Genomic DNA, 23,657 nt, shown 5'->3' with positions numbered 1-23,657 from the left:
CTACTGCCCGCCCTCGGCCGGCGCCGCGGTGGGAATGTCGTTCGCCGCCGTCCAGGACACCAGGTCCTGCTGCTGGATCGCCGCGGCGAGGAGGTCCGGGAACTGGTCCGGCGTGCAGGCGAAGGCCGGGATGCCGAGCGCGGCGAGCGCGGCGGCGTTGTCGTGGTCGTAGGCGGGGGCGCCGTCGTCGCTCAGCGCGAGCAGGCAGACCACCTGCACGCCGTCCGCCCGCAGCGCCTGCGCGCGCTGCCGCATCGCCGCCTCGTCGCCGCCCTCGAACAGGTCGCTGATCAGCACCAGCACCGTCTCCCGCGGCGCGTCGATCCGGCTCTGGCAGTACGCCAGCGCCGCGTTGATGTCGGTGCCGCCACCCAGCTGGACCCCGAACAGCAGCTCCACCGGGTCCGGCATCGCCTCGGTCAGGTCCGCCACCGCGGTGTCGAACGCGATGATCTGCGTCCGCAGCGACCGGATCGACGCCAGCACCGCGCCGAACACGCTCGCGTACACGACCGACGCCGCCATGGAGCCGCTCTGGTCCAGGCACAGCACGATCCGCCTGCTCACGCTCGGCAGCCGCCGCCCGAACCCCACCAGCCGCTCCGGGACGACCGTGCGCTGCTCGGGCTGGTAGTGCCTGAGGTTCGCCAGGATCGTGCGGTTCCAGTCGATGTCGCCGTGCCGCGGCCGGTTCGTGCGGCCGGCCCGGTGCAGCGCGCCGCTCACCGCCTGCCGCGTCGGCTGCGCCAGGCGTTTCTCCAGCTCGTCCACCACCTTCCGGACCACCGCCCGCGCGGTCTCCCGCGACCGCTCCGGGATGGCCCGGTTCAGCGACAGCAGCGTGCCCACCAGGTGCACGTCCGGCTGCACGGACTCCAGCAGCTCCGGCTCCAGCAGCAGCTCACGCAGGCCCAGCCGGTCGATCGCGTCACGCTGCATGACCTGCACGACCGAACTGGGGAAGTAGCCGCGGATGTCGCCCAGCCACCGCGCCACCCGCGGTGACGAAGCACCCAGGCCGCCGCGGCGGTCGGACTCCTTGCCGTACAACGCCTCCAGCGCCGCGTCCCGGCGGGCGTCCACACCGGACAGTGCCGTGCCGGTGCCGTCGGCGTCCTGGCCGCCGAGGATCATCCGCCAGCGCCGCAGCCGTTCGCTCATCCCAGCAGCTCCAGGATCCGCGGCACCACCAGTGCCGCCCGCTCGTGGTCCAGCGCCTCGTCCTGCGCGCGCACCCCGGACGCGGCCGCGCCGCGGTCGAGGCGGCGCACCCGCAACCCGATCTCCCGCCGCTCGGCGGCGGAGAACCCGGCGAACGTCCGGCGGAGCAACGGAAGCAGGTGGTCGAACACCTCATCGCCGACGCCGGCGGCCCAGGTGTCGACGATCTCCAGCAGCTCCGGCTCGTGCACCAGCAACGCCGCCTCGCCGGACAGGAAACCCTCCAGCCACCCCGCCGCCTGCGTGGCGTCCGCGGCCGGGGACAGCTGCCGGGACAGGCGCCCACCGGCGTCGGTGATGTCGAGCAGCCCGGCGTCGAGCAACAGCCGCACCGCGCGCCCCGCGATCGGCCCCGGCACGCCGCGCCGGTCGGCGACGGTCCGCAGCGCCCCGTACCAGACGTCCCGCAGCTCCGGCTGGTCGAGCAGCCCGATGCCGCGCTGCACCCCGTCCACCAGCTGCCGCACCTCGCGGCCGGACTCCTCGTCCAGCCCGGCGCAGGCGGCCGGCAGGCCGACCGCGATGCGGGTGACCACGCCGCTCACCACCCGCTGCACCAGTTCGGTGTCCGCCCGCCGCACGTTGCCGTACCGGCGCACCCGCGCCATCGGCTCGACCGCGGCCATCAGCCGGGTGATGTCGTGCTGGCGCGCCGCCCGCTCGTCGAGGGCGGCGAGCACCCCGGCCAGTGCCGCGGGCAGGTCGGCCGTCAGGGTCTGCTCGACCAGCGTGCTCAGCTCCGCGATGCCGGCCTCGGCGGTCCGCTGCGCGACCACCGCGGTGGCCGCGGAGGCGATGGTCGTGCCGTGGCCGCTCGCCTCGATGAGCGCGACCTCCAGCTCCGGCCGCCATTGCAGCACCCACGACTCGCGGAACGTACCCTTGGTGCGGCTGGTCCCCACCGGCTCGCCCCACGGCACGCCGAGCAGCAGCAGCCGGTGCAGCAGCTTGCTGCGCTCCAGGTGGGACGGTGTCCGCAGGTCGAGGTCCAGCTGCTGCTCGGCCGCGCTCTGCTTGAGCCGCAACCGTTTCCGCGTCGCGGCGAGGTCCGCGGCCAGCGGCACCATGGGTGTCTCGTCCGGAACCCGGCCGAGGATGTCGCCCACCAGCAGCGTGCGGGCGACCAGCCGCATCGGGACGTCCGACCCGCCGCACAGGACCGCGCGGCAGGCTTCCAGCACTTCCGGCAGCCCCGGGTGCGGGCGCTCGCGCAGGGCGGCCAGCGCGTCGGCCAGGCGCACCGCCTCGATGACCGCGGCCGGGGACACGTCGTGCTGCTCGCGGCGCAGCAGGTGCGCCACCCGCACCAGCCAGCGGCCCACGGCCTCGTCCCGGCCGGTGGTGAACAGGTGGTGGTACCAGCCGGGGGAGGAGATCCCGGCGCCGTAGCCGCTCGCCAGCGCCAGCCGCGACGAGGTCCACGGCACCCACGTCGCCGCGACCTTCGTCGTGCGCAGGCCCTTGAGCAGCCGGGCGTCGGCCGCCTGGGACGGGAACTCCGACGGCACGAGAGCCGGCGCGTGCCAGGCGCCGCAGACGACTGCGACGGACCCTGCGCCGCCACGCAGCGTGGCGCGCAGCACCCGCCGCATCGCCGCCTCGCGCCGCTGCGTGCGCAGGTCGGGCACGTGCCCTTCGCGCAGGGCGCGCATCGCGTCCAGGAGCGCGCCGAACACCTCCAGCCCGTGGTGGCGCAGCTCGACCGCGTCCTCCCACCAGCGCTCCGGATCGTCGTACCCGGCAGCGCCGGCCAGCGTCGCGATCGGGTCGATCGGCGGCCCGGCAGCGGGATCGTCCTCGTCCTCGAGCGTGAGCGCGACGTTCGCCGGCAGGTCGGCGAACCGCACCTCCCGCCCGTGCTCGAGCGCCCACCGCAACGCCACCCACTCCGGGGAGAACAGGGCCATCGGGTAGAACGCGGCCCGCGCGGGTGTGGCGGTCGAATACACCAGGCCGGCGACCGGGGGCCGCATCCCGGCCGCCGCGGCGAGCGGGGCGACCGCGTCCAGTTCCGGCGGCCCCTCGATGACCACGACCTGCGGGTCCAGGCGGGCCAGTGCGCCGGCCACCGCCCGCGCCGACCCGGGCCCGTGGTGCCGGACGCCCAGGACGTGCAGGCTCACGCCAGTTCCCGGCACGCGCGGTACAGGTCGGCCCAGGGCCGGCGTTCCCGGACCACGGTCTCCAGATACTCCTGCCACACGATCCGGTCCTGCACGGGGTCCTTGACCACCGCGCCGTGCAGGCCAGCCGCCACGTCGTCGGCGCGCACCACACCGTCGCCGAAATGGGTGGCCAGCGCGATCCCGTTGGTCACCACCGAGATCGCCTCCGCCGTGGACAGGGTCCCGGACGGTGACTTGATCCTGGTGCGGCCGTCGGTGGTCACCCCGTCCCGCAGCTCCCGGAACACGGTGACCACCCGCCGGATCTCGTCGACGTGCCCGGCCCCGGCCGGCAGCCGCAGCGACCGGCCCAGCTGTTCGACGCGCAGCCGGACGATCTCCACCTCGGCCTCGGCGTCGTCCGGCAACGGCAGCACCACGACGTTGAAGCGGCGTTTGAGCGCGGCGGACAGGTCGTTCACGCCCCGGTCGCGGTCGTTGGCGGTCGCGATCACGTTGAACCCGGCGCGGGCCTGCACCTCGCTGTCGAGCTCGGGGATCGGCAGGGTCTTCTCGCTCAGGACGGTGATCAGCGCGTCCTGCACGTCGGAGGGGATCCGCGTCAGCTCCTCGATCCGGGCGATGCCGCCGGTCTCCATGGCGCGCAGCACCGGGCTGGCGACGAGGGCCTTCGGTGACGGCCCCTCGGCGAGCAGGCGGGCGTAGTTCCAGCCGTAGCGGATGGCTTCCTCGGGGGTACCGGACGTGCCCTGGACCAGCTGCGTGGAATCACCCGAGATCGCCGCGGCCAGGTGCTCGGACAACCACGTCTTCGCCGTGCCGGGCACACCGAGCAGCAGCAACGCGCGGTCGGTGGCCAGGGTGGCGATCGCCACCTCCACCAGCCGGCGCGAGCCGAGGTACTTCGGGGAGACCGGGGTGCCGTCGCCGGTCTCGCCGCCCAGCACGTACGTGGCGACCGCCCACGGGGAGAGGTGCCAGTTGGGCGGTTTCGGCCGGTCGTCGGTGGCGGCCAGCGCGGCCAGCTCGCCGGCGTACTGCTGCTCGGCGTGTGCGCGCAGCACATCCGTCATCGGAACTCCTGCAGGATGGTCGCTCGGATGGTCAGTGCGTGGGCGATGCCACGCAGGGTGCGGGCCTCTGGTGCGGAGCCGGTGCCCAGTGCCAGGAGCCAGTCCTCCACGGCGGCGAGCGCGGCCGGGTGCAGGTGCTCGGCCAGTGCTCGCGCGGCGACCCTTAGCACAGCTTGGGCCTTGGCGTCGCGCAGGCGGCCGACGATCTCCGTGGAGAACCCGGCCGGCCACGGTCCCGGGGCGGCGGCGAGCAGGGCGCCGAAGCGGGCGTCGAGCTTGCGCGCACCGCTCAGGAGGTCCGTGGCGGTGCCCGGGGTGAGCGCGGCGATCAGGTCCGGGGTGGGCTGGTGGCGGACCAGCGCGGCGAGCCACTCCTGATCGCCCTGGCGCACCGCGGCCTTCGTCCAGCCGAGGACGACGTCGGAGTCCGCGCGGCCGATCTCGCCGATGTCCCAGGTGGACAGTGGCGTAGCGGCGAGGATCTGGATCAGCCGGGACGCGGCCCGGCCCCGGCCCGGTTCGCGGTGGTCGCCGATCCCGTCGCGGCGCGCCGCCTCGTCGGGTTCGCCCGGCAGCTCGAAGGTGCCGGCCGCCGTGTGCAGCCGCCGCGCGCGTCCGGCCATGCGGTGCGCTCGGGCCGAACCGGGCAGGTGGTCCAGCAGCGCGGCGGCGGCCGCGCGGACCGTCCCGGCCCGGTCGTCCAGCGCGCGTTCCAGCAGCGGCTCGTCCGCATCGGACAGTCCGGTGCGCAGGACGTCGAGGAACGCGGCACGGGTGGCAGCCGGTTCGGCGGGCCAGGTGTCCTCGACGAGTTCGCGAGCCCGGTCCGGTTCGGTCTCCCGCAGGTCGGTCAGCAGCGCCAGCCGTTCGGCGCGGGTGCCCGTCGCGAACCGTCCGGCCACCTCGCCGCGCGGGACGGTGGCGGCCCAGCTCCACGCCGGGTGGTGCCCGGCAAGCCAGGCGCCGCGCGGGCCGATGACCTGCCTGACCAGGCGGCGCGCGCCGGTGGCGGTGGTGCCGAACCGGAGCAGCTCGGGCAGCAGCCGGTACGGCGGGCGCCGCCCGCAGGCACGGGCCGCGGTGAGCCAGTCGGTGGTGAGCAGGTCGGTGCCGGCCTCGAGACGGATGCCGCGGCCGAGGAGGAGTTCCAGGATCTGGGCCGCGACCGGGGTGCACTCGGGACGCTCATCGGGTTCCGCCGGTTCCCGGAGGGTGCCGCGCCAGGCGGGCGGGGTCCAGCCGGCCCGCCGGTAGCCGGCGGCGAGCGCGGCGGCCGCCAGGACGGCGGCTTCGGGGGAGTCGGCGGTGACGCGGCCGGCGCCCGCGATACCGGACCCGGCGAGCGTGAACGGGCGGCGGCCGGTGCCGACCAGTGCGGTGCCGAGCAGGTCGTCCCAGGCGGTCACAGTGCCACCAGCCGGTCGCCGGCCTGCACGCTCAACGGGTGCAGGCGCTCGTCGATCCACTCGCCGAACACCGGCACCGGGTGACCGCCGGACAGGGCGAGCAGTTGCCACACGTCGGTGCCCGGTGCCAGGGTCAGGGCCGCGCCGCCGGGATCGACGAGCAGCGGCGGCTCACCGGGCACCACCGTCATGCCCGCCAGGGCCAGCGGGATGCGGCGCAACCACGGGTTGCCGGCCAGCCACCGGGCTGCCTGGGCGAGCGCGTCGGGCACGCCGGTGGCGTGCGGCAGGCCCGAGCCGGCCACCACCTTGTGCTCGTCCCCGGTGAGCAACGCCCGCCGTGGCCCGGCGCCGGGGTATCTGGCCACTTCACCGTCCACAACGGATCCGAGCACGTGCGCCACCTTCAGCGCCTGCCCGGCGGCGGCGAAGTCCAGCAGCACCACGGTCTCGCCGGTGTGCTCGCCGTGCAGCCAGGTCCGCTGGGACAGCAGGCGGTCGTCCTCCTCCTGACTCAGGCCCACCACCCACCAGCGGTCGGCGACCCGGTCGCCGATCTCGTCCCGGCGGCGCGGCCAGCCGAGCACGGCACGCAGGTCACCCGAGGCCGCCTCGTCCAGTTCGGCGCGGCGCCGCCAGGCGCGGATCGCGAGGTACCAGCGGCCCAGCTCACCGAGCAGGTGCGGGGCCCAGTCGGCACGGGCGTGCAGGTCCGCGGCCACCGCGCGGACCCGGTCGGCCAGCCCGGGCAGCTGCGCGTCGACCAGACGGGCCGCGGCGGTGTCCCAGAAACCCGCCGGCTGCTTGCGGGCGGTGGCCAGCCCCTGCCGGACGAGGTCGTGCAGCCACAACTCGAAATCATCGAGCCCGGCCGACATCAGGGACTCCCGCTCGGCCAGGCGGCGGGCCTGTGCCTCCGGGTCGGGCCGGGCGGGTTCCTTCCGGGTAGCGGCCGGGGTGGCCCACTCGGCAGGCCCGGCGCCGGCGGTCACCGACCCGTCGCCCGCCGCCCACATCAGCAGCAGCGCCAGGCCGTGCTTGCAGGGGACCTTGCGGCTCGGGCAGGTGCACCGGAAGGACGGTTCCGTGAGATCGACGGTCACCTGGTAGGGGGAGCGGGCACTGCCCTGGCACTTACCCCACACGAGTGTGCTGGTGCTGCCCAGGTCGGACCAGGTGCGCGGGTTCGCCAGGGCACGGGCGGCCTTCGCGGACCCGGCGTCGGGCGCCAGCGCCAGCACGCGCGCCACCGTCCACCGCGATCCCACACGAGCCAGCGTATCCCGCGGCAGCGGAGGCCACCGCGGGCCGGCCGGGGCGCCGGGCGCCCCGGCCGGTACCCGGGTCAGGCCATCTCGGGCGCGCGCAGGTGCGCCAGGGCCAGCTCGAACTCGCCCACCTCGAGGATCTCGACCCCGGCCTCGCCGGTGATGCGCGAGCGCAGCTCCTCGGCCCGGGAGCGGCTGGCGTCCATGGCCTGCCGGTCGGTGAAGGTCACCGACGAGACCGCCCGCCCGGCATCCCGGTCGATCATCAGGCTCGCGCTGCAGAAGCCGCCGAACTGCGCCAGCTCGGGCAGCAGGCCCATCCGGAAGCTGTCCAGGGCGCGGTCCAGCTGGTCGAAGCGGACCCAGGTGACGCGGCAGCAGGCGCCCTCCGGGGCCGGGTGGTCGCGGTGCAGCACCGCGATCTCCCACTCGTCGACCTGCGGCCGGCCGCCGCCCAGCACCTCCATCGCGCGGTCGCGCAGCGGGCGCACCCGGTCCGCGGTGTCGCGCAACGCCTCCTCCGATTCCCAGGAGGTGGTGACGATGCACCGCCCGGAGCCGCGGTCGATGAGCAGCGAGAGCCCGACGAAACCGGGCATGTCCATCAGCTCCGGCATGGTCTCGTCACGCACGTGGGCGAGGCCGGCGTCGAGGGTGTCCTGCTGAGCCTGAATCGTGGTGGAACGCGCGAACACGCCGTCCACCCCCTCTCCGATCGAGGCGGCGTCCCGGCGGCGCCGCCGGTAGCCCTACACCTTGCGCCGCCGGATGGCGGAACGCAACACCCGCCGGAAGGCCGCACGGCCCGGCGGCTACCGGGCGGCCGCGGGTGCCGGCGCCGGTGCGCGGCGCACGAACAGCGCCGTCACCAGGGCGAGCACCCCGACGACGCCGGCCACCACGAACGCGAGGCGCAGACCGGCCGCGTCCGGTGGCCCGGCCGGGTCGGCGCTGCCGAGCGTGGCGACGCTGACGAACACCGCGGTGCCGAACGCGCCCGCCACCTGCTGGAGCGTGGCCAGGATCGCGCTGCCGTGCGAGTACAGGTGATCCGGCAGCACCCCGAGCGCCTCGGTCATCAGCGGCGTCATCATGAACCCGAGCCCGGCCATCAGCAGCACGTGGATCGCGATCACCGCGGCCAGTGGTGAGCCGGGACCGAGCAGGGCGAACAGCCACATCGACACCGCCAGGGCCACCGCGCCGGGGATCACCAGCGGCCGCGCGCCGAACCGGTCGAACAACGCGCCCACCGGGCGGCCGAGCAGGCCGAGGGCCAGGCCGCCGGGCAGCACCGCGAGGCCACTGACGAACGTGGTCGTGTGCAGCACGGTCTGCAGGTACAGCGGCAGCATGATCGACGCGACCCCCAGCAGGCACACGAACAGCAGCGCGGCCAGCACGAGCGCGATCACGAAGCTGCGGTGCGTGAACGGCCGCAGGTCCAGCAGCGCCCGGTCCGCGCGCTGCAGCCGGGTCTGGCGCCAGGTGAAGATCGCGAGCAGGGCGAGCCCGGCGACGACCGGGACCCACGGTGCGACGGGGGAGTGGCCGCCACCCTCGCCGATCCCGGCCAGGCCGTAGAGCACCCCGCCGAACCCGGACGCCGACAGCAGCACCGACGGCACGTCCAGCGGCACCTTCCGGGTCGCGCCGTCCAGCCGGAACCAGACCGCGCCGAGGCACAGCGCGGCCAGCGCCAGCGGCAGCACGATCCAGAACATCCAGCGCCAGCTCAGCGACGACAGCACCGCGCCGCCGATGGTCGGGCCGATCGCCGGCGCCACCGCGATGACGATGGTGATCGTGCCCATCGTCGCACCCCGTTTGTGCGCGGGCACCAGGCGCATCACCGAGGTCATCAGCAGCGGCAGCATCACCGCGGTACCGCACGCCTGCACCACGCGCCCGGCCAGCAGGACACCGAAGCCCGGCGCCAGCCCGCTCACCAGGGTGCCGAGGCTGAACAGGCCCAGCGACGCGAGGAACACCCGGCGCGGGGTGAACCGTTCCAGCAGGAACCCCGTGGCCGGGATGACCACCGCCATCGTGAGCAGGAACCCGCTCGTCAGCCACTGCACGGTGGTGGTCGACACGGCGAGGTCGGCGGTGAGGTCGCGCAGCGCCACGCTGAGGATCGTCTCGTTGAGGATCATCACGAACGCGGACACCACGAGCACGCCGATCAGCAGCGCGGACCGGGGCGGGGCCGCGGCCGGCGCACCGGGCGGAGTGGGCGCGGGGGCGGCCATGGACAACACCTCACAGGACAGCGGTGACAGGGACCGGACGTCAGGACACGTCAGGAGACACGGCAGCGGCGCCGTCGGAGCGACCGCACCGCGGCCCCGGCGGAGAGCAGGCGGAAGCGGCCCTGCTCCTGTATACGGGGCGGGCGGGGGCGCGTCCACCGGATTCGGCGTGGTGACCCCGGTCGGCGGGTAGTCCCACCCGCGAAGGGCCGTGTGGGTGTCCATGGCGGACCCGCCCGGGTCGCGGCCGGTGGTTGCCGTCCCGGGGGCCGGGAATTCCGCATCGAACCGCACGATCGCGGGGCGTACAAAGGAACCCAGAGGTGGTGGTGCCGTTGCCGGTCGTGCGGGACGCGAGACGGCGCCGCTGGACGGTGGTGGCCGTGGTGACCGCGGTGCTGCTGACGGCGCCCCTGGTCGTCGCCGCGCTGCGCCCGGCCGGGCCGGCGCGGGACCCGGCCGCGCTGCGCGACCTGGTCCTGCGCTCCGGCAGCGCCGTGTACCAGGGATACGCGCACAGCACCGGCGCGCTCGCGCTGCCCGATCTGCCGGACCTCGGCGACGTCGCGAAGCTGTTCGCCACCACGACCACCATGCACGCCTGGTACGCCGGGCCCGTCCGCTCCCGTGTCGCCGTCCTCACCGCCACCGGCGAACAGGACCTCTACCGGCTGCCCGAGGCCGACTACACCTGGGACTACGGCACCCGGACGCTCACCGAGCTCACCGGGGCACCGGCGCTGCGGCTGCCGCGCGCGAGCGACCTGCTCCCGCCCGACCTGGCGCGGTGGATCCTGAACGCCACGCCGGGGGACCGGCTGGACGCGCTGCCCGGCCGGAACGTCGCGGGGGTGGCCGCGTCCGGCCTCCGGGTGGTGCCCGCCGATCCGGACACCGCGATCGGGCAGGCCGACGTGTGGGCCGACCCGGCCACCGGGCTGCCGGTGCGCGTCGAGGTGACCGCGCGCGGCCAGCACGCCCCGGGCCTGGTGAGCACGTTCGACGCCGTCGAGGAGACCGCGCCCGTGGTCACCACGCCCGATCTGGCGCCGGGCGCGAGCTTCACCCTGACCACCGCACCCGACCTCAGCCACGCGTTGCGCGCGCTCGGCAGCGCCCGGTTGCCGCCGGTGCTGCACGGCCGTCCCGCCCGCGCCTCGGGACTGGACGGCGTCGCCCTCTACGGGCCCGGCCTCGCGGCGTTCGCGGTCGTCCGGGTGCCGCCGGAGGTCGCCGGCGCGGTTGCCGATGCCGCGACCACGGCGGGCGGGGCGAAACCGGCCCTGACCGCGGGCAACGCGGTGGTCCTGTCCATCCCGCCGCTGTCGCTCGCCGTGGTGCAGCCCCACGAAGGGGGCCGCGGTTACCTGCTCGCCGGCCTGGTCACCCCGGAGGTGCTGCGCGCGGCCGCCGGGGAACTCGCCCAGCGGAGCGGCCGATGATCACCACGCACGCGCTGACCAAGCGGTTCGGCCGCACCGTGGCCGTCGACGCCGTGGACCTGCGGGTGCGCGAGGGCGACCGGTACGGCTTCCTCGGGCCGAACGGCTCGGGCAAGACGACCCTGGTCCGGATGCTGCTCGGCCTGGTCTACGCCTCCAGCGGCGAGATCGAGGTGCTGGGCCGTCCGATGCCGCGCCGGGCCGCGGAGGTACTGCCGCAGGTCGGCGCCCTGGTCGAGGGCCCGGGCGCGTACGCCCACCTGTCCGGGCGCCGCAACCTCGTCCTGCTCGACGCCGCGGGCGGCGGTGCCCGGCGGTCCCGGCGCGCCCGGATCGAGGAGGCCCTGGAGCGGGTCGGGCTGGCGGCGGTCGATCAGCGCCCGGTCAAGGCGTACTCCCTGGGGATGCGGCAGCGTCTGGGACTGGCCGCCGCCCTGCTCGGGCATCCGCGGCTGCTCGTGCTCGACGAGCCCACGAACGGGCTGGACCCGCAGGGGATCAAGGAGATCCGCGACCTGCTCGTCGAGCTGAACGCCCACGGCACCACGGTGTTCCTGTCCAGCCACCTGCTCGCCGAGGTCGAGCAGCTGTGCACCCGGGTCGGCATCGTCGACCGCGGCCGTCTCGTGCTGGAGGACGACCTCGCCGTGCTGCGCGAGCCGACCGGCCGGGTGCTGGTCGCCACGCCGGACGTGGCGCAGGCCGCCGCCGTCCTCGACGGCCGCCTGGAGTCGCGGGCCGGCGAGGCGCTGGTGGTCCGGCACGACGACCCGGCCGCGCTCAACGCGCGGCTGGTCGCGGCCGGTGTGCGGGTGCACGCGATCCGCGCCGAACGGCGGACGCTGGAGCAGGTCGTGCTGGAGGTCACCGGGACCGGCTCCGACCGCTTCGGGGTGCCGCCGTGATCGCGGTGGAGCTGCGCAAACTCGTGCTGCGGCCGCGGATGTGGGTGAGCGTGGGGCTGTTGTGCCTGCTGCCCGCGATCGTCGCGGTGTTCCTGGCGACCGCGGACTTCGCCCCGCCGCCCGGGCAGGGCGCGGCGTTCCTGTCCGCGGTGGTTTCCGACGGCTCGCTGTACCCGGCCGCCGCGCTCGCGCTGGTGCTTCCGCTGTTCCTGCCGATCGCCGTCGCGGTCGTCGCCGGGGACGCGGTCGCCGGCGAGGCCGCCGGCGGCACGCTGCGGTACCTGCTCGCCCGGCCGGTCGGCCGGACCCGGCTGCTGGTGGCGAAACTGGTCGCGGTCGCCGTCTACGTGACGGCCGCGATCGCGCTCGTCGTCGTGACCTCGCTGGTCGTGGGGGTGCTGCTGTTCGGCACCGGCGGGCAGCCCGGCGTGGCCGGCGGCGGTGCGCCGCCACCCGGGGTGATCTCGATGTCGGGCACGGCGCTGAGCTCGTCGGCGCTCGGGTGGCGGCTGCTCGGCGCGGTCGCCTACATCGTGGTGTCGATGCTCGGGTTCGCCGCGATCACGCTGTTCCTGTCCACGGTGACGGACTCGGCGCTCGGGGCCGCCCTGGGCGGTCTCGCGGTGCTGATCACCAGCTCGGTGCTGGAGACCCTGGACGCGGCCGCCCCGGCCAAGCCGTACCTGCCCACGCACTACTGGCTGTCCTGGATCGACTTCTTCCGCGATCCGGTGCTGTGGCGCAACATCGACCAGGGACTGCTGCTGCAAGCCGGTTACCTCGTCGTGTTCTTCGGCGCGGCCTGGGCCAACTTCGCCACCCGGGACATCACCAGCTAGCCGCAGCCCGCCGGCGCGGTCAGCGGTGCGGTGCCCAGCGCGCGCAGGACGAACGCGGTGACCTGCGGGTCGGTGGGCAGGTCACCGTGGGCGGCGGGATCCGCCGGGCACACGGCTTGCAGCGGCACGTTCACCGCGCCGTCGATCCGGGCCGAGTCGGGTGGCACCACCACCTCGTCCCGCTCGGTCCACACCGACAGCCACGGCAGGCCGGCCGGCACCGGGTACGCCTGCAGCTGCCGCAGCAGCGCGCTGCCCGGGGCGAGCTGCCGGCACGCGGCCGGGCACGCCGCGGGGTCGAGCACGGCGGCGGCCGCCGCGAGCTGGGTGCCGTGCAGGGGCGCGCCCAGCGTCACGAGGCGGCGCGCCTGGTGCTCGCCGCCGCCCTGGCCCGCCCACCAGGCGGCGACCACCCCGCCGGCCGAATAGCCGATCACGTCGACCGACGGCGCCCCGCGGGCGCGGGCCCGTGCGGCCGCGGCGTCCAGGACGGCGACCTGGGCGAGCAGATCGCCGGTGCCGCCGTCCGGCAGCGTCAGCACCTCGGTCTCCCGCCCGGTTGCCTGGCGGATCCGGTCGGCGAGCCGGGCGAGCGCGTCCTGCGCGCCACCGTAGCCGGGGACCAGCAGAACGGGACCCGGGTCGTCCTGCGCCGGCCGCCCGCTACCGGCCGGCGCACCACCCCGGCCGGCGGCGAGGGCGCCCGCGAGAAGACCCGCCACCGCCACCGCGGCGACGAGCGTCACCAGCAGGCGGCGGCGCGGGCTGATGCCGCGCCACCACGCCGAAACCCGCACCGGAGCAGACACCCGCCGGGCCGGGCCGCGGGACGCGTCCCCCGGCCCGGCCCCGGACGGTCACTGGTAGAGCGCCGCCTGGATCTTCGGGTCGTTGATGTTGCTCTTGTCGTACCAGTAGAACGCGGTGTCGATCCGCTTGGGCAGCTGCTGGTGGTTGATCGCCTGCAGCGCGGCGTCCACCAGTTGCCGGCCGATGTCCATCGGATCCTGGGTGATCGCGCCGAACTCGAGGCCGCTGTTGATCGCGTCGATCTGGGCCTTGCCGGAGTCGAACCCGACCACCGTCAGGCCCTGCTTCCCGCTCTCCTGCACACCCTTGAGCACACCGATCGCCGAACCCTCGTTGGAGCCGTAGATGCCCTTCAGGTCCGGGTTGGCCGAGATGATCGACTTGGTGATGTTGGCCGACTCCAGCTGGTCACCACCACCGTACTGGGGCGGCAGCACCGTGATGCCGGGCGCGTTCTTCGCCATCCAGTCCAGGAACCCGTCCCGCCGGTCCTTGCCGGACAGGCTCGTCTGGTCGTGCACCACCATCGCGACCTTGCCCTGCCCGCCGAGCTGCTGCGCCATGTGCTTGGCCGCCTCGGCCGCCGCGGCCTTGTTGTCCGTGGCGACGGTGGTGACCGGGATGTCGCTGTCCACACCGGAGTCGAACGCGATCACCGGGATGTTCTGCGACTTCGCCTGCTGCAGCAGCGGCGCCGCGGCCCGCGAGTCCAGCGCCGCGAACCCGAGCGCCTGCGGCGACTTGGCCAGCTCGTTGGTGAGCATGTTGACCTGCTGCTCGACGTCCTTCTCGGTGGCCGGCCCGACGAAGGTGGTCCGCGCGCCCTTGGCGGCCGCCTCGTCCTCGGCGCCCTTCTTCACGGCCTGCCAGAATTGGTGCTGGAAGCCCTTCGACACGATCGAGATGAGCGGGCCGCCCCCGCCGCTGCCGGCGGAGTTTCCGCTCTGGCCGCACGCGGCCAGCGTCAGCGCCAGCAGGGCGGCGGCGGCCGCTGCGGCGAACCTTTTCGTCCTCATCAAGAACTCCTTTGTTCTTTTTCAGGCTTCCCGTTTCCGGATCCGGTCCGTGTAGACGGCCACCAGGATCACGCACCCGAGGATGACGTTCTGCCACTCCTGCGGGATCGACATGATCTGCAGTCCGTTGTTGAGCACCGAGATGATCAGCGCACCGATCAGGGTGCCGAGGATCGATCCCTTGCCGCCGGACAGCGACGTCCCGCCGATGACGACGGCGGCGATCGCCTGCAGCTCGTACCCCATGCCGGTCGCCGGTTGCGCCGATCCCAGCCGGGCCGAGATCATCACGCCGGCCAGACCGATGAACAGCCCCGCGAACGTGTAGATGCCGAGCTTCCACCGGCGGACGTCGATGCCGGACAGCGCGGTGGCTTCCTCGTTGCTGCCGATGGAGTAGGTGTAGCGGCCGAGCACGCTCTTGGTCAGCAGCACACCCGCGATGATCGCGATCACCAGCAGGATCAGCACCGCGTTGGGCACGTTCGGGATCAGGTTGCCGGCCGAGATCTCGATGTAGCCGGGCGAGTTGCTGAAGTAGATGGGGGTGCTGTGCGACAGCACGAGCGCCAGCCCCTCGGCGACGAGCATCATCGCGAGCGTCGCGATGAACGGCGGGATCTTCAGCAGGGCCACGTTGATCCCGTTGACCAGCCCTATCAGCCCGCCGAACAGGATCGCCAGCGGCACCCCGACGGCCAGCGGCAGGCCCATGTTCACGATGAACACCCCGGACATGACCGCGCACAGCGCCATCCCGGTGCCGATGGACAGGTCGATGCCGCCGGTGATGATGACGAACGTGGTGCCGACCGCGAGCGTCCCGATCACCACCGTGGAGAACAGGATGGCGATGAAGTTGCCGTAGGAGAAGAAGAACGGGCTGACGATCGAGAAGAACGCGTAGATCACGATGAGGCTCGCGAACGCCAGCAGTTGCTGGAGCCTGCTCTTGATCGCGCCGGCCACACCGCCGGCCTGCCGCCGCTCCGCCACCGGAGCCTTGACCGTGGTCATGCCTGTCCTGCCTTCTCTTCGGCGGCGAGTCCGAGCTCCGCCGCGTCCGCGGGGTTCTCGTCCGGCCGCAGGGTCGCGAAGTGCATGATGTTCTCCTGGGTCGCCTCGGCGGCGCCGAGCACGCGGGTGACGCGGCCCTCGCTCATCACCACGACACGGTGGGACATGCGCAGGATCTCCGGGAGCTCGGAGGAGATCATGATGATCGACTTCCCTTGCGCGGTTAGCTCGTTGAGCAGCTGGTAGATCTCCTCCTTCGCGCCGACGTCGATCCCGCGGGTCGGTTCGTCGAAGATGAGGATGTCGCAGTCCTTGGCCAGCCACTTGGCGATGACGACCTTCTGCTGGTTGCCGCCGGAGAGGTTCTTGGTGGTCTGATCCAGTGACGGTGTCTTGATGCGCAGCGCGCCGAGGTAGCTTTCGGCCTTGGCCCGCAGGGCGCCGTCGCGCACGAACCCGCCGCGGGTGAACTGGTCACGCAGCGCGGACAACGCGATGTTGTCCTTGACGTCCTGGTCCAGCAGCAGCCCGTACCGTTTCCGGTCCTCGGACAGGTAGCCGATCCCCAGGCGGGCGGCGTCGGCGGGGCCGGCGATGCGGACCGGTTCGCCGTGCAGGGTCACCGTGCCGGCCTCCGCCTTGTCGGCGCCGACGAGGGCGCGGGCGACCTCGGTGCGGCCCGCGCCCATCAGCCCGGCGAACCCGAGGATCTCCCCGTGCCGCAGGTCGAACGACACGTCCTTGAGCAGGTCGCGGGTGCGCAGGCCGGTCACCCGCAGCACGACCTCCCGGTCCTGCTGCACCCCCTCCGGCCGGGCCTCGGTGTCGATGGGCCTGCCCACCATCAGCGCGATGATGTCCGGGGTGGCCGCCGTGGCCATGTCGAGGGTGTCGATGTACTCGCCGTCGCGGATGACCGTGACCCGGTCGGCGATGCGCTTGATCTCCTCCATCCGGTGCGAGATGTAGATGACGCCGGTGCCGGGCCGCACGAAATGCCGGATCAGTTCGTGCAGCGTTTCCACCTCGGCGTCGTTGAGCGCCGCGGTCGGCTCGTCCATGATCAGCACGCGCGGGTCGTAGGACAGCGCCTTCGCGATCTCCACCATCTGCTGGTTGGCCACCGTCAGCCTGCCGACCACGGCGCGGGGGTCCAGTCGCAGGTGCAGCCGGTCCAGCAGCTCGGCTGCGCCGGCGTTGAGCTTGCGCTCGTCCAGCAGCAGCCGGCCGCGCCGGGGTTCCCGCCCGATGAAGATGTTCTGGGCGACCGTCAGGTGCGGCACCAGGTTGAACTCCTGGTGGATGATGCTGATGCCCAGTTCCAGCGCGTGCCGCGGACCGGCCGGCTGGTAGGGCTCACCGCCCAGCCGGAACTGCCCGGAGTCGGCCCGGTGGATGCCCGACAGCAGCTTCATCAGGGTGGACTTGCCGGCGCCGTTCTCACCGACCAGTGCGAGCACTTCGCCGGAACGCAGCTCCAGCCGCATGTCGTGCAGCGCACGGACACCGGGGAAGGTCTTGTTCACGCCCTCGACTTCGAGCAGTGGCTCAGTCATCGTCGCGACCCCGCTCATCGCACCCGCTCCGCCACACCGTAGACCGCGCTCGCGGTACCGGACAACACATCGGACCGTTCGGTCTCGGACAGCTCACCGAACAGTGTCGAAACGGTTTCCCAGGTTTGCCCGTACCCTCCACTGGGGACGGTCATGGGCCAGTCGCCGCCGTACATCAGCCGCCGCGGGCCGAAGGCGTCGAACGCGACCTCGACGGCCGGTCGCGCCGCGGCGACGGTCAGTGGTTCCCCGGGCCGTTGCAGCCCGGAGACCTTGGCGACCGTGTTCGGGCGCGCGGCGACCGCCCGCAGCGCCGCCCGCCAGTCCCGGAACTCCGCCGGATCCGCCGGGGGCTTGCCGAGGTGGTCGATCACGATCGTCAGGTCCGGCAGCGCGGCGGCGAGATCGGCGACCCGGGCGAGGTGCCGGGGCCAGGCGTCCGGCACGTCGAAGGGCAGGCCGCGCCCGGCGAGCGCGGTGAGTGACCGGCGCACCGCGGGCAGTTCCAGGAAGTCCGCGCGTGGATCGTCGTGCACGAGGTGCCGCACGCCGCGGAACGCCGGATGCCGTTGCCAGCGGTCGAGTTGCCGCCGCGCGGTGTCCGGCTCGTCGAGGCGGACCCAGCCGACCACGCCGGCGATCCAGTCGTGGCGGCCGGCCTGCGCGAGCATGAACTCGGTGTCGGTCTCGGAGTCCTCGGCCTGCACCAGCACCGCGGTGGCGATGCCGGCGGCGTCGAGCTCGCACCGGGCCTGCTCCGCGGTGAAGGTGGCGTGCAGCGGTCCCTCCGGCGGCAGCCACGCGTACTCGCCGACGCTGAGGTCCCACAGGTGCAGGTGGGTGTCCACGACGAAATCGGTGCTCATGCCCGGATCAGCCCCTTGTCCCGCAGCGTCGTCCACAGTTCGGCGGGCACGTGCGCCCGCAGCCGCCGGTCGTTCTGCCGGATCTCCCCGGGGGTGGCGGCGCCGGCGACGACCGCCTGCACCGCGGGATCCCGCAGCGGGAAGTGCAGCGCGGCGGTGGGCAGGTCCACACCGAACTCGGCGCAGACGGCGGCGATCTCGCGCGCGGTGACCACGACGTCCGCGGGAGCGGCGGCGTATTCGAAGCGGCTCGACCCGGACGGCTCCGGGGTGGCCAGCAGACCGGAGTTGAACACGCTGGCGACCGCGACCCCGGTGGCGCGGGCGTGGCACTCGGGCAGCACGTCGTCTCCTGCCGACTGGTCGAGCAGGGTGAACCGGCCGGCGACCATCAGCACGTCGGCCACGCCGGACCGGGCCGCGGCGGCCAGCGCGGCCACCGACTTCGACCCCACGCCGATCGCCCGCACCAGGCCCTCCTCGCGCAGTGCGGCGAGCGCGGGCAGCCCGGTGGCCAGAGCCGGCTGCAGGTCGTACTCCTCCGGGTCGTGCAGGTAGGCCACGTCGACCGAGTCCAGGCCCATCCGGGTCAGCGACTCCTCGAGGCTGCGCCGCACCCCGGCGGCGGTGAAGTCCCACACGCGACGGTGGTCGGCGGGCACCGCGAACTGGTTCGCCTCGTCCAGCCGGCCCGCGCCGGCCGGATCGGGCACCAGCAGCCGGCCGACCTTGGTCGACACCACGAACTCCGCGCGCGGGCGGCCGGCCAGGAAAGCACCCAGCCGGCGCTCGGACAGGCCGAGGCCGTAGTGCGGCGCGGTGTCGAAATAGCGGATGCCGCAGTCCCACGCCGCGGCCAGGATCGCGTGCGCCTGCTGGTCGCTCATCGGCGCGTAGAGGTTGCCCAGGTTCGCCGCGCCGAACCCGAAGGGGCCGGGGAGGCTAGCCATGGGCGTACTCCGCGAGCGCCGAGGCGAGCATCTCGGTCCCCGCGCCCGGCGCCTTCGGCGCGAAGTACCGTCCATCGTGGACCTCCACCGGGGTGACGAAGTGCTCGTGCAGGTGGTCCACGAACTCGATCATCCGGTCCTCGGCCGTGCCCGACACCGCCACGTAGTCGAACATCGCCAGGTGCTGCACCGCCTCGCACAGGCCCACCCCGCCGGCGTGCGGGCACACCCGGACGCCGAACTTGGCGGCCAGCAACAGGATCGCGATGTTCTCGTTGACGCCGCCGACCCGGGTGGCGTCGAGCTGCAGCACCGACAACGCGTTCGCCTGCAGCATCTGTTTGAACAGCACGCGGTTGGCGCCGTGCTCGCCGGTGGCGACCGGGATCGGCGCGACCGCCCGGGCGATCGCGGCGTGGCCGAGGATGTCGTCCGGGCTGGTGGGCTCCTCGATCCAGGCGATGTCGAACGGACGCAGCCGCTCCAGCCACCGGATCGCGTCGCCGACGTCCCAGCGCTGGTTGGCGTCCACCGCGATGCGCACGTCCGGGCCGCACACCTCGCGGGCGATCCGCAGGCGCCGCACGTCCTCGTCGAGGTCGGCGCCCACCTTGAGCTTGATCTGGCCGAACCCGTCGGCCACCGCCTCGCGGCACAGCCGGGCCAGCTTGGCGTCGTCGTAGCCGAGCCAGCCGGGCGTGGTGGTGTAGGCGGGGTAGCCCTCGCTGAGCAGCCGGGCCTCCCGTTCGGCGCGCCCGGGCTGCGCGGCGCGCAGGATGTCCAGTGCCTCCTCCCGGGTCAGCGCGTCGCTGAGGTACCGGAAGTCGACCAGGTCGACGATCTCCTCCGGGCTGAGCGAGGACAGCAACTGCCACAACGGTTTGCCCTCGCGCTTGGCGCGCAGGTCCCACAGCGCGGTGATGGCCGCGCCGATGGCCATGTGCATGATCCCCTTCTCGGGACCGAGCCACCGCAGCTGCGAGTCGTGCACCAGTTCACGCCACACCCCGCCCAGGTCGGCGAGCAGGACGTCGACGTCCCGGCCGAGGAGGTGGCCCTCCAGCGCGCGGAGCGCGGCGACCTGCACGTCGTTGCCGCGGCCGATGGTGAACACGAACCCGTGGCCCTCCAGGCCGTCGCCGGCGTCGGTGATCAGCCGCAGGTACGCCGCCGAGTAATCGGGGTCCGGGTTCATCGCGTCCGACCCGTCGAGCGTCCGGGACGTCGGGAACCGGACGTCGTGCGTGTGCAGGGCGACGATGCGTGCCACGGACCCACTCCCTTGTACGTCTGGGTGAGGCAGACGATAGAGATCCGATGTCTGCGCCGTCAAGGCTCGCGCCTTCCGCCAAAGTTGCTCTACGATCTCGACGAGCTGGGAGAAGAGACCCGACCAATACCGTGAGGATGTGAACCGTGCACCTTGTCCGCCTCGGTCCTGTGGGCCAGGAACGTCCCGCTGTCGTCGCCGGGGGCACGACCTACGACCTGACCGGGCTGACGGCCGACGTCGACGGCGCGTTCCTCGCCTCGGGCGGTGTCGCGGCGGCGCGGGCCGCCGTCGAGGCGGGTGAACTGCCGGAACTGCGGGACGCCGGCACGATGCGCCTCGGCGCGCCCATCGCGCGGCCGGGCGCGATCCTCTGCATCGGCATGAACTACGCCGAGCACGCGGCCGAGTCGGGCTCGGCGCCGCCGGAGGTGCCGATCCTGTTCCTCAAGACCCCCGGCACCGTCGCGGGGCCGCACGATCCGGTGACGATCCCACCGGGCAGCGAGCGCACCGACTGGGAGGTCGAGCTGGGCGTCGTCATCGGCAAGCGCGCCCTCTACCTCGACTCGCCGTCGCGGAGCCTGGAGCACGTCGCCGGGTTCGTGGTCGGCAACGACGTCTCCGAGCGGCAGTACCAGCTCGTCGAGTCCGGCGGGCAGTGGAGCAAGGGCAAGTGCGCACCGGGCTTCAGCCCGCTCGGGCCGTGGCTGGTGCCCGCCGGGGAGGTGGACCACACGAACCTGCGGCTGCGCAGCTGGGTCAACGGCGAGCCGCGCCAGGACTCCACCACGGCGGACATGATCTTCGGCGTCGAGCACCTGGTGTGGCACCTGAGCCGTTACCTCGCGCTGGAGCCGGGTGACGTGATCCTCACCGGCACCCCGCAGGGCGTGGCGCTGTCCGGGAAGTACCCGTACCTGCGGCCGGGGGACGTGGTGGAGCTCGAGATCGAGGGCCTGGGCAGGCAGCGGCAGGAGTTCGTGGCGGCGGAGGTGGCGTGATGGGCGAGTTCGACGGGCTGGTCGCGGTGGTGACCGGCGGGGCGTCCGGTATCGGCGCCGCGGTCGTGGCGGCCCTGCGCGAGCGGGGTGCGCGGGTGGCCGCCCTCGATCTGCAGGAGGTGGACGGCGCGGACGGGTTGCTCGGCGTGCGGGCCGACGTCACCGACGACGCCTCGGTACGGCAGGCGATCGCCGCGGTCGTGGACCGCTTCGACGGCCTGGACATCGTGGTCAACAACGCCGGCATCGGCGCTCAGGGCACCGTCGCGGACAACGACGACGCCGAGTGGCAGCGGGTGCTCGACGTCAACCTGCTGGGCATGGTGCGGGTCAGCCGCGCGGCGCTGCCGCACCTGCGCCGGTCGCGGGCGGCGGCGATCGTGAACATCGGGTCGATCGCCGCGACCGCCGGGCTGCCGCAGCGGGCGCTCTACAGTGCCTCGAAGGGTGCGGTCGCGGCCTTGACCCGGGCGATGGCCGCCGACCACCTGGCCGAGGGAATCCGCGTCAACTCCGTCCACCCGGGCACCGCGGACACCCCGTGGATCGGCCGCCTGCTGGAGCGGGCCGCGGACCCGGACGCGGAACGCGCGGCGCTGGAGGCGCGGCAGCCGCACGGCCGGCTGGTGTCGCCGCAGGAGATCGCGCACGCCGTGCTGTACCTGGCCAGCCCGCTGGCGACGTCCACGGCCGGGGCCGGGATCGCGGTGGACGGCGGCATGCAGGAGCTGCGGCTGCGGCCGCGCTGACCGCGCGCCCGGAGCCCCATCCGGGCGGTCAGCCCAGCAGGGCCTGGCGCAGCCACTGCTCCACGCCCGCGATGTGCACCGTGGCCGCGGCGCGGGCCACATCGGGCTGGCGGGCGGCCAGTGCCTGCTGGATCGCGCGGTGTTCGGCGAGCGTCCGCTCGCTCACACCTTCCTGCGTGATGCCGCGCCACGTCCGGGCGCGCTGGGTGCGCCCGGACAGGCTCTCCAGCAACGACGCGAGCACCGGGTTGCCGCACGCGGTCGCGATCCGCCGGTGGAACTCGAGGTCGTTCTCCACCAGCTCGTCCACCGTCGGCTCGTCGCCGAGCGAGTCGAGCAGCTTCGCCAGCGCCGCGATCTCCTCGTCGGGCATCTGCCGCGCGGCCATCTCGGTGACGGCGGGCTCGATGAGGCGGCGGGCCTCCAGGAACTGCAGGACGGTGTCGTCGCGGTGGAAGTCCACGACGAACCCCATCGCGTCCATCAGCAGCGATGGTTCCAGGCTCGTCACGTAGGTGCCGTCGCCGCGGCGGACGTCCAGGACGTGGATGAGCGACAGTGCCCGCACGGCCTCGCGCAGCGAGTTGCGGGACAGGCCGAGCCGGTCCGCGAGGTCGGCCTCGCGGGGCAGGCGGTCGCCGGGGCGCAGTTCGCCGTCGACGATCATCTGCTTGATCGCCTCGATGGCGTCGTCGGTGACGGACATGCGGCTCAGCGTTCCTTCCCGGCCAGCTGCCCGGTGAGGCTCCACAGCAGCGGGAGACCGTCGTCGGCACCGGAGTAGTCGTCCGGCTTCGCGTGCAGCGGGCCGACGGTCGCCTGCCAGCGCACGTTCGCCGGGTGGTCGCGCAGTGCGTCCCGCATGCGGTGGTAGTCGTCGACCTCGACGAGGTGGAACAGGTGGGTGCCGTCGCGCCAGATTCGCCAGTTCCGCACGCCACTCTGCACCAGCGCCGCCGCCACATCGGAGGGGATGGACCGGTGGACGGTCTCGTAGTCCAGCTCCGAGCCCGGCTTCAGCTCCGTGTGCAGCGCGATCTCCGGCATACCCGCTCCCTGTCCGATATGTAGCGGCAGGATACATCGGATCTTTCCGGGTCAGCTCCGGGTCGGTTCAGTGCAGGATGTTGACCGCCCGCGCGACGACGAGCACCACGAGGACGAGCGACACCGCGGACTGGGCCAGCATGGTGAGCTTCGCCCACGGTTTGAGCGGCATGACATCGGTCGGGCTGAACGCCGTGGCGTTGGTGAAGGCCAGGTAGAGGTAGTCCAGGTACCCCGGTTCCCAGTCCGGCGGGGCCAGCTTCGGGTCGGCCATCTGGGGGAACAGCAGGTCCGGGAACTCGCGCGAGCCCGCGGCCCTGGCGGCCGGCCCGCCGCGGTCGAACTCCCAGTACCACAACGAGAACACCACGATGTTGGTCAGGTAGATGCTGGCGCCGGCGGCGAGCAGGGGCCCGGCCTGGTCGCCGATCGAGCCGTTCAGGATGTGCCCGACGAGCAGGACGGCGGAGCCGGCGTTGCCCGCGCTCACCACGAGCAGCAGGCTCAGCGCGACCTTGCGCGCGTGCCGGTGGTCCCCGGCCGCCCGGCGCGGGCCCAGGCCCACGAGCGTCACCAGCAGCAGTGCCGACAACGCGGGGAGAACCCAGTGCGGGTGGATCACCAGGCGGTCGGGGAGGAGGAGTTGCAGTCCGATCGCCACGGCCACCGTCAGCGCCGCCGGCCAGCGGTGCGCCCCCTCGGTGGGGCGCCGCCACGCGGGCAGCTTCGTGTCATCGGTTGTCATGGGGGGATCATCCTCCACCGCACCGGCGCCGCGCGCGGTCCCGCGACCGTCCATTGTTGTCCGGGCATGCCCGGACTGAGACTTCGGTCGTCTCA

Annotated in this window: 22 protein-coding genes; 5 read left to right on the top strand and 17 right to left on the bottom strand. The window is 73.6% G+C overall.

The window, feature by feature from the left end:
* From FHX45_RS02715 to FHX45_RS02685, 7 genes are all read right to left on the bottom strand, one after another.
* Positions 1-1,161, bottom strand: coding sequence for a VWA domain-containing protein (locus FHX45_RS02715; RefSeq protein WP_167096445.1), 1,161 nt, complete (start codon positions 1,159-1,161; stop codon positions 1-3).
* A complete protein-coding gene (locus FHX45_RS02710; RefSeq protein WP_167096444.1) occupies positions 1,158-3,344 on the bottom strand; it encodes a DUF5682 family protein in 2,187 nt (728 codons plus the stop codon). The genes FHX45_RS02715 and FHX45_RS02710 overlap by 4 nt, the downstream gene beginning before the upstream one ends.
* Entirely contained in the window at positions 3,341-4,420 is a 1,080-nt protein-coding gene (locus tag FHX45_RS02705; protein ID WP_167096443.1) for an ATP-binding protein, read from the bottom strand. The genes FHX45_RS02710 and FHX45_RS02705 overlap by 4 nt, the downstream gene beginning before the upstream one ends.
* Entirely contained in the window at positions 4,417-5,826 is a 1,410-nt protein-coding gene (locus FHX45_RS02700) for a DUF5691 domain-containing protein (RefSeq protein WP_167096442.1), read from the bottom strand. Before FHX45_RS02700 ends, FHX45_RS02705 begins: the two co-directional genes overlap by 4 nt.
* Positions 5,823-7,094, bottom strand: coding sequence for an SWIM zinc finger family protein (locus FHX45_RS02695; protein WP_341771321.1), 1,272 nt, complete (start codon positions 7,092-7,094; stop codon positions 5,823-5,825). The genes FHX45_RS02700 and FHX45_RS02695 overlap by 4 nt, the downstream gene beginning before the upstream one ends.
* Before the next feature lie 77 nt (positions 7,095-7,171).
* Positions 7,172-7,789, bottom strand: a complete 618-nt coding sequence (locus FHX45_RS02690; protein ID WP_167096441.1) for an antibiotic biosynthesis monooxygenase — start codon at positions 7,787-7,789, stop codon at positions 7,172-7,174.
* Positions 7,790-7,906: 117 nt separating this feature from the next.
* A complete protein-coding gene (locus FHX45_RS02685; protein WP_167096440.1) occupies positions 7,907-9,346 on the bottom strand; it encodes an MDR family MFS transporter in 1,440 nt (479 codons plus the stop codon).
* 323 nt (positions 9,347-9,669) lie between these two features.
* On the opposite strand from FHX45_RS02685, the gene FHX45_RS02680 reads away from it, so the two are divergent.
* The 3 genes from FHX45_RS02680 to FHX45_RS02670 are packed head-to-tail and all read left to right on the top strand — an operon-like array spanning position 9,670 to position 12,532.
* Positions 9,670-10,788: a hypothetical protein gene (locus FHX45_RS02680; protein WP_341771320.1), complete on the top strand. Its 1,119-nt coding sequence runs from the start codon at positions 9,670-9,672 to the stop codon at positions 10,786-10,788.
* Positions 10,785-11,693 (top strand): ABC transporter ATP-binding protein, encoded by a 909-nt coding sequence (locus FHX45_RS02675; protein ID WP_167096439.1) that lies wholly within the window; start codon positions 10,785-10,787, stop codon positions 11,691-11,693. Before FHX45_RS02680 ends, FHX45_RS02675 begins: the two co-directional genes overlap by 4 nt.
* Complete coding sequence (locus FHX45_RS02670; RefSeq protein WP_167096438.1) at positions 11,690-12,532, top strand: ABC transporter permease subunit; 843 nt, start codon at positions 11,690-11,692, stop codon at positions 12,530-12,532. Before FHX45_RS02675 ends, FHX45_RS02670 begins: the two co-directional genes overlap by 4 nt.
* On the opposite strand, the gene FHX45_RS02665 is transcribed toward FHX45_RS02670, so the two are convergent.
* The 7 genes from FHX45_RS02665 to FHX45_RS02635 are packed head-to-tail and all read right to left on the bottom strand — an operon-like array spanning position 12,529 to position 20,017.
* Complete coding sequence (locus FHX45_RS02665) at positions 12,529-13,329, bottom strand: esterase/lipase family protein (RefSeq protein ID WP_341771319.1); 801 nt, start codon at positions 13,327-13,329, stop codon at positions 12,529-12,531. The genes FHX45_RS02670 and FHX45_RS02665 overlap by 4 nt on opposite strands.
* Positions 13,330-13,389: 60 nt before the next feature.
* Positions 13,390-14,358 (bottom strand): ABC transporter substrate-binding protein, encoded by a 969-nt coding sequence (locus FHX45_RS02660; protein ID WP_167096437.1) that lies wholly within the window; start codon positions 14,356-14,358, stop codon positions 13,390-13,392.
* A gap of 21 nt (positions 14,359-14,379) precedes the next feature.
* Positions 14,380-15,375 carry an ABC transporter permease gene (locus FHX45_RS02655; protein ID WP_167096436.1) on the bottom strand — a complete coding sequence of 332 codons (996 nt, stop codon included), beginning with the start codon at positions 15,373-15,375 and terminating at the stop codon, positions 14,380-14,382.
* Positions 15,372-16,949 (bottom strand): sugar ABC transporter ATP-binding protein, encoded by a 1,578-nt coding sequence (locus FHX45_RS02650; protein ID WP_167096435.1) that lies wholly within the window; start codon positions 16,947-16,949, stop codon positions 15,372-15,374. The genes FHX45_RS02655 and FHX45_RS02650 overlap by 4 nt, the downstream gene beginning before the upstream one ends.
* Positions 16,946-17,797, bottom strand: a complete 852-nt coding sequence (locus tag FHX45_RS02645; protein ID WP_167096434.1) for an amidohydrolase family protein — start codon at positions 17,795-17,797, stop codon at positions 16,946-16,948. The genes FHX45_RS02650 and FHX45_RS02645 overlap by 4 nt, the downstream gene beginning before the upstream one ends.
* Positions 17,794-18,747, bottom strand: a complete 954-nt coding sequence (locus FHX45_RS02640; protein WP_167096433.1) for an aldo/keto reductase — start codon at positions 18,745-18,747, stop codon at positions 17,794-17,796. Before FHX45_RS02640 ends, FHX45_RS02645 begins: the two co-directional genes overlap by 4 nt.
* Entirely contained in the window at positions 18,740-20,017 is a 1,278-nt protein-coding gene (locus FHX45_RS02635; RefSeq protein ID WP_167096432.1) for an enolase C-terminal domain-like protein, read from the bottom strand. Before FHX45_RS02635 ends, FHX45_RS02640 begins: the two co-directional genes overlap by 8 nt.
* 146 nt (positions 20,018-20,163) lie before the next feature.
* On the opposite strand from FHX45_RS02635, the gene FHX45_RS02630 reads away from it, so the two are divergent.
* Together FHX45_RS02630 and FHX45_RS02625 are read left to right on the top strand one after the other, a co-directional pair.
* Positions 20,164-21,021: a fumarylacetoacetate hydrolase family protein gene (locus FHX45_RS02630; RefSeq protein WP_167096431.1), complete on the top strand. Its 858-nt coding sequence runs from the start codon at positions 20,164-20,166 to the stop codon at positions 21,019-21,021.
* Positions 21,021-21,770 (top strand): SDR family NAD(P)-dependent oxidoreductase, encoded by a 750-nt coding sequence (locus tag FHX45_RS02625; RefSeq protein WP_167096430.1) that lies wholly within the window; start codon positions 21,021-21,023, stop codon positions 21,768-21,770. Before FHX45_RS02630 ends, FHX45_RS02625 begins: the two co-directional genes overlap by 1 nt.
* Before the next feature lie 28 nt (positions 21,771-21,798).
* Here FHX45_RS02625 and FHX45_RS02620 read toward each other — a convergent pair whose 3' ends face one another.
* The 3 genes from FHX45_RS02620 to FHX45_RS02610 form a co-directional block, all read right to left on the bottom strand.
* Positions 21,799-22,476, bottom strand: coding sequence for a FadR/GntR family transcriptional regulator (locus FHX45_RS02620; protein ID WP_167096429.1), 678 nt, complete (start codon positions 22,474-22,476; stop codon positions 21,799-21,801).
* Positions 22,477-22,481: 5 nt separating this feature from the next.
* On the bottom strand, positions 22,482-22,817 hold the full coding sequence (locus FHX45_RS02615) for an L-rhamnose mutarotase (protein ID WP_167096428.1): 336 nt from the start codon (positions 22,815-22,817) through the stop codon (positions 22,482-22,484).
* 67 nt (positions 22,818-22,884) lie between these two features.
* The gene (locus FHX45_RS02610; RefSeq protein WP_167096427.1) at positions 22,885-23,562 is read right to left on the bottom strand and encodes a hypothetical protein; all 678 of its coding nucleotides are present in this window, start codon (positions 23,560-23,562) and stop codon (positions 22,885-22,887) included.
* Positions 23,563-23,657: the final 95 nt, after the last annotated feature.

It is taken from the genome of Amycolatopsis granulosa (assembly GCF_011758745.1).
Classification (GTDB): domain Bacteria; phylum Actinomycetota; class Actinomycetes; order Mycobacteriales; family Pseudonocardiaceae; genus Amycolatopsis_E; species Amycolatopsis_E granulosa.
The sequence above is the reverse complement of the archived record's forward strand: the minus strand, read 5'-3'. Positions and strand labels throughout refer to the sequence as shown.

What these genes read in the sequence shown, in the direction of transcription:
- FHX45_RS02650 (WP_167096435.1), bottom strand. Translation starts at nt 16,949, where the DNA reads ATGAGCGGGGTCGCGACGATGACTGAGCCACTGCTCGAAGTCGAGGGC.
- FHX45_RS02645 (WP_167096434.1), bottom strand. Translation starts at nt 17,797, where the DNA reads ATGAGCACCGATTTCGTCGTGGACACCCACCTGCACCTGTGGGACCTC.
- FHX45_RS02685 (WP_167096440.1), bottom strand. Translation starts at nt 9,346, where the DNA reads ATGGCCGCCCCCGCGCCCACTCCGCCCGGTGCGCCGGCCGCGGCCCCG.
- FHX45_RS02625 (WP_167096430.1), top strand. Translation starts at nt 21,021, where the DNA reads ATGGGCGAGTTCGACGGGCTGGTCGCGGTGGTGACCGGCGGGGCGTCC.
- FHX45_RS02620 (WP_167096429.1), bottom strand. Translation starts at nt 22,476, where the DNA reads ATGTCCGTCACCGACGACGCCATCGAGGCGATCAAGCAGATGATCGTC.
- FHX45_RS02705 (WP_167096443.1), bottom strand. Translation starts at nt 4,420, where the DNA reads ATGACGGATGTGCTGCGCGCACACGCCGAGCAGCAGTACGCCGGCGAG.
- FHX45_RS02610 (WP_167096427.1), bottom strand. Translation starts at nt 23,562, where the DNA reads ATGACAACCGATGACACGAAGCTGCCCGCGTGGCGGCGCCCCACCGAG.
- FHX45_RS02660 (WP_167096437.1), bottom strand. Translation starts at nt 14,358, where the DNA reads ATGAGGACGAAAAGGTTCGCCGCAGCGGCCGCCGCCGCCCTGCTGGCG.
- FHX45_RS02640 (WP_167096433.1), bottom strand. Translation starts at nt 18,747, where the DNA reads ATGGCTAGCCTCCCCGGCCCCTTCGGGTTCGGCGCGGCGAACCTGGGC.
- FHX45_RS02615 (WP_167096428.1), bottom strand. Translation starts at nt 22,817, where the DNA reads ATGCCGGAGATCGCGCTGCACACGGAGCTGAAGCCGGGCTCGGAGCTG.
- FHX45_RS02715 (WP_167096445.1), bottom strand. Translation starts at nt 1,161, where the DNA reads ATGAGCGAACGGCTGCGGCGCTGGCGGATGATCCTCGGCGGCCAGGAC.
- FHX45_RS02655 (WP_167096436.1), bottom strand. Translation starts at nt 15,375, where the DNA reads ATGACCACGGTCAAGGCTCCGGTGGCGGAGCGGCGGCAGGCCGGCGGT.
- FHX45_RS02675 (WP_167096439.1), top strand. Translation starts at nt 10,785, where the DNA reads ATGATCACCACGCACGCGCTGACCAAGCGGTTCGGCCGCACCGTGGCC.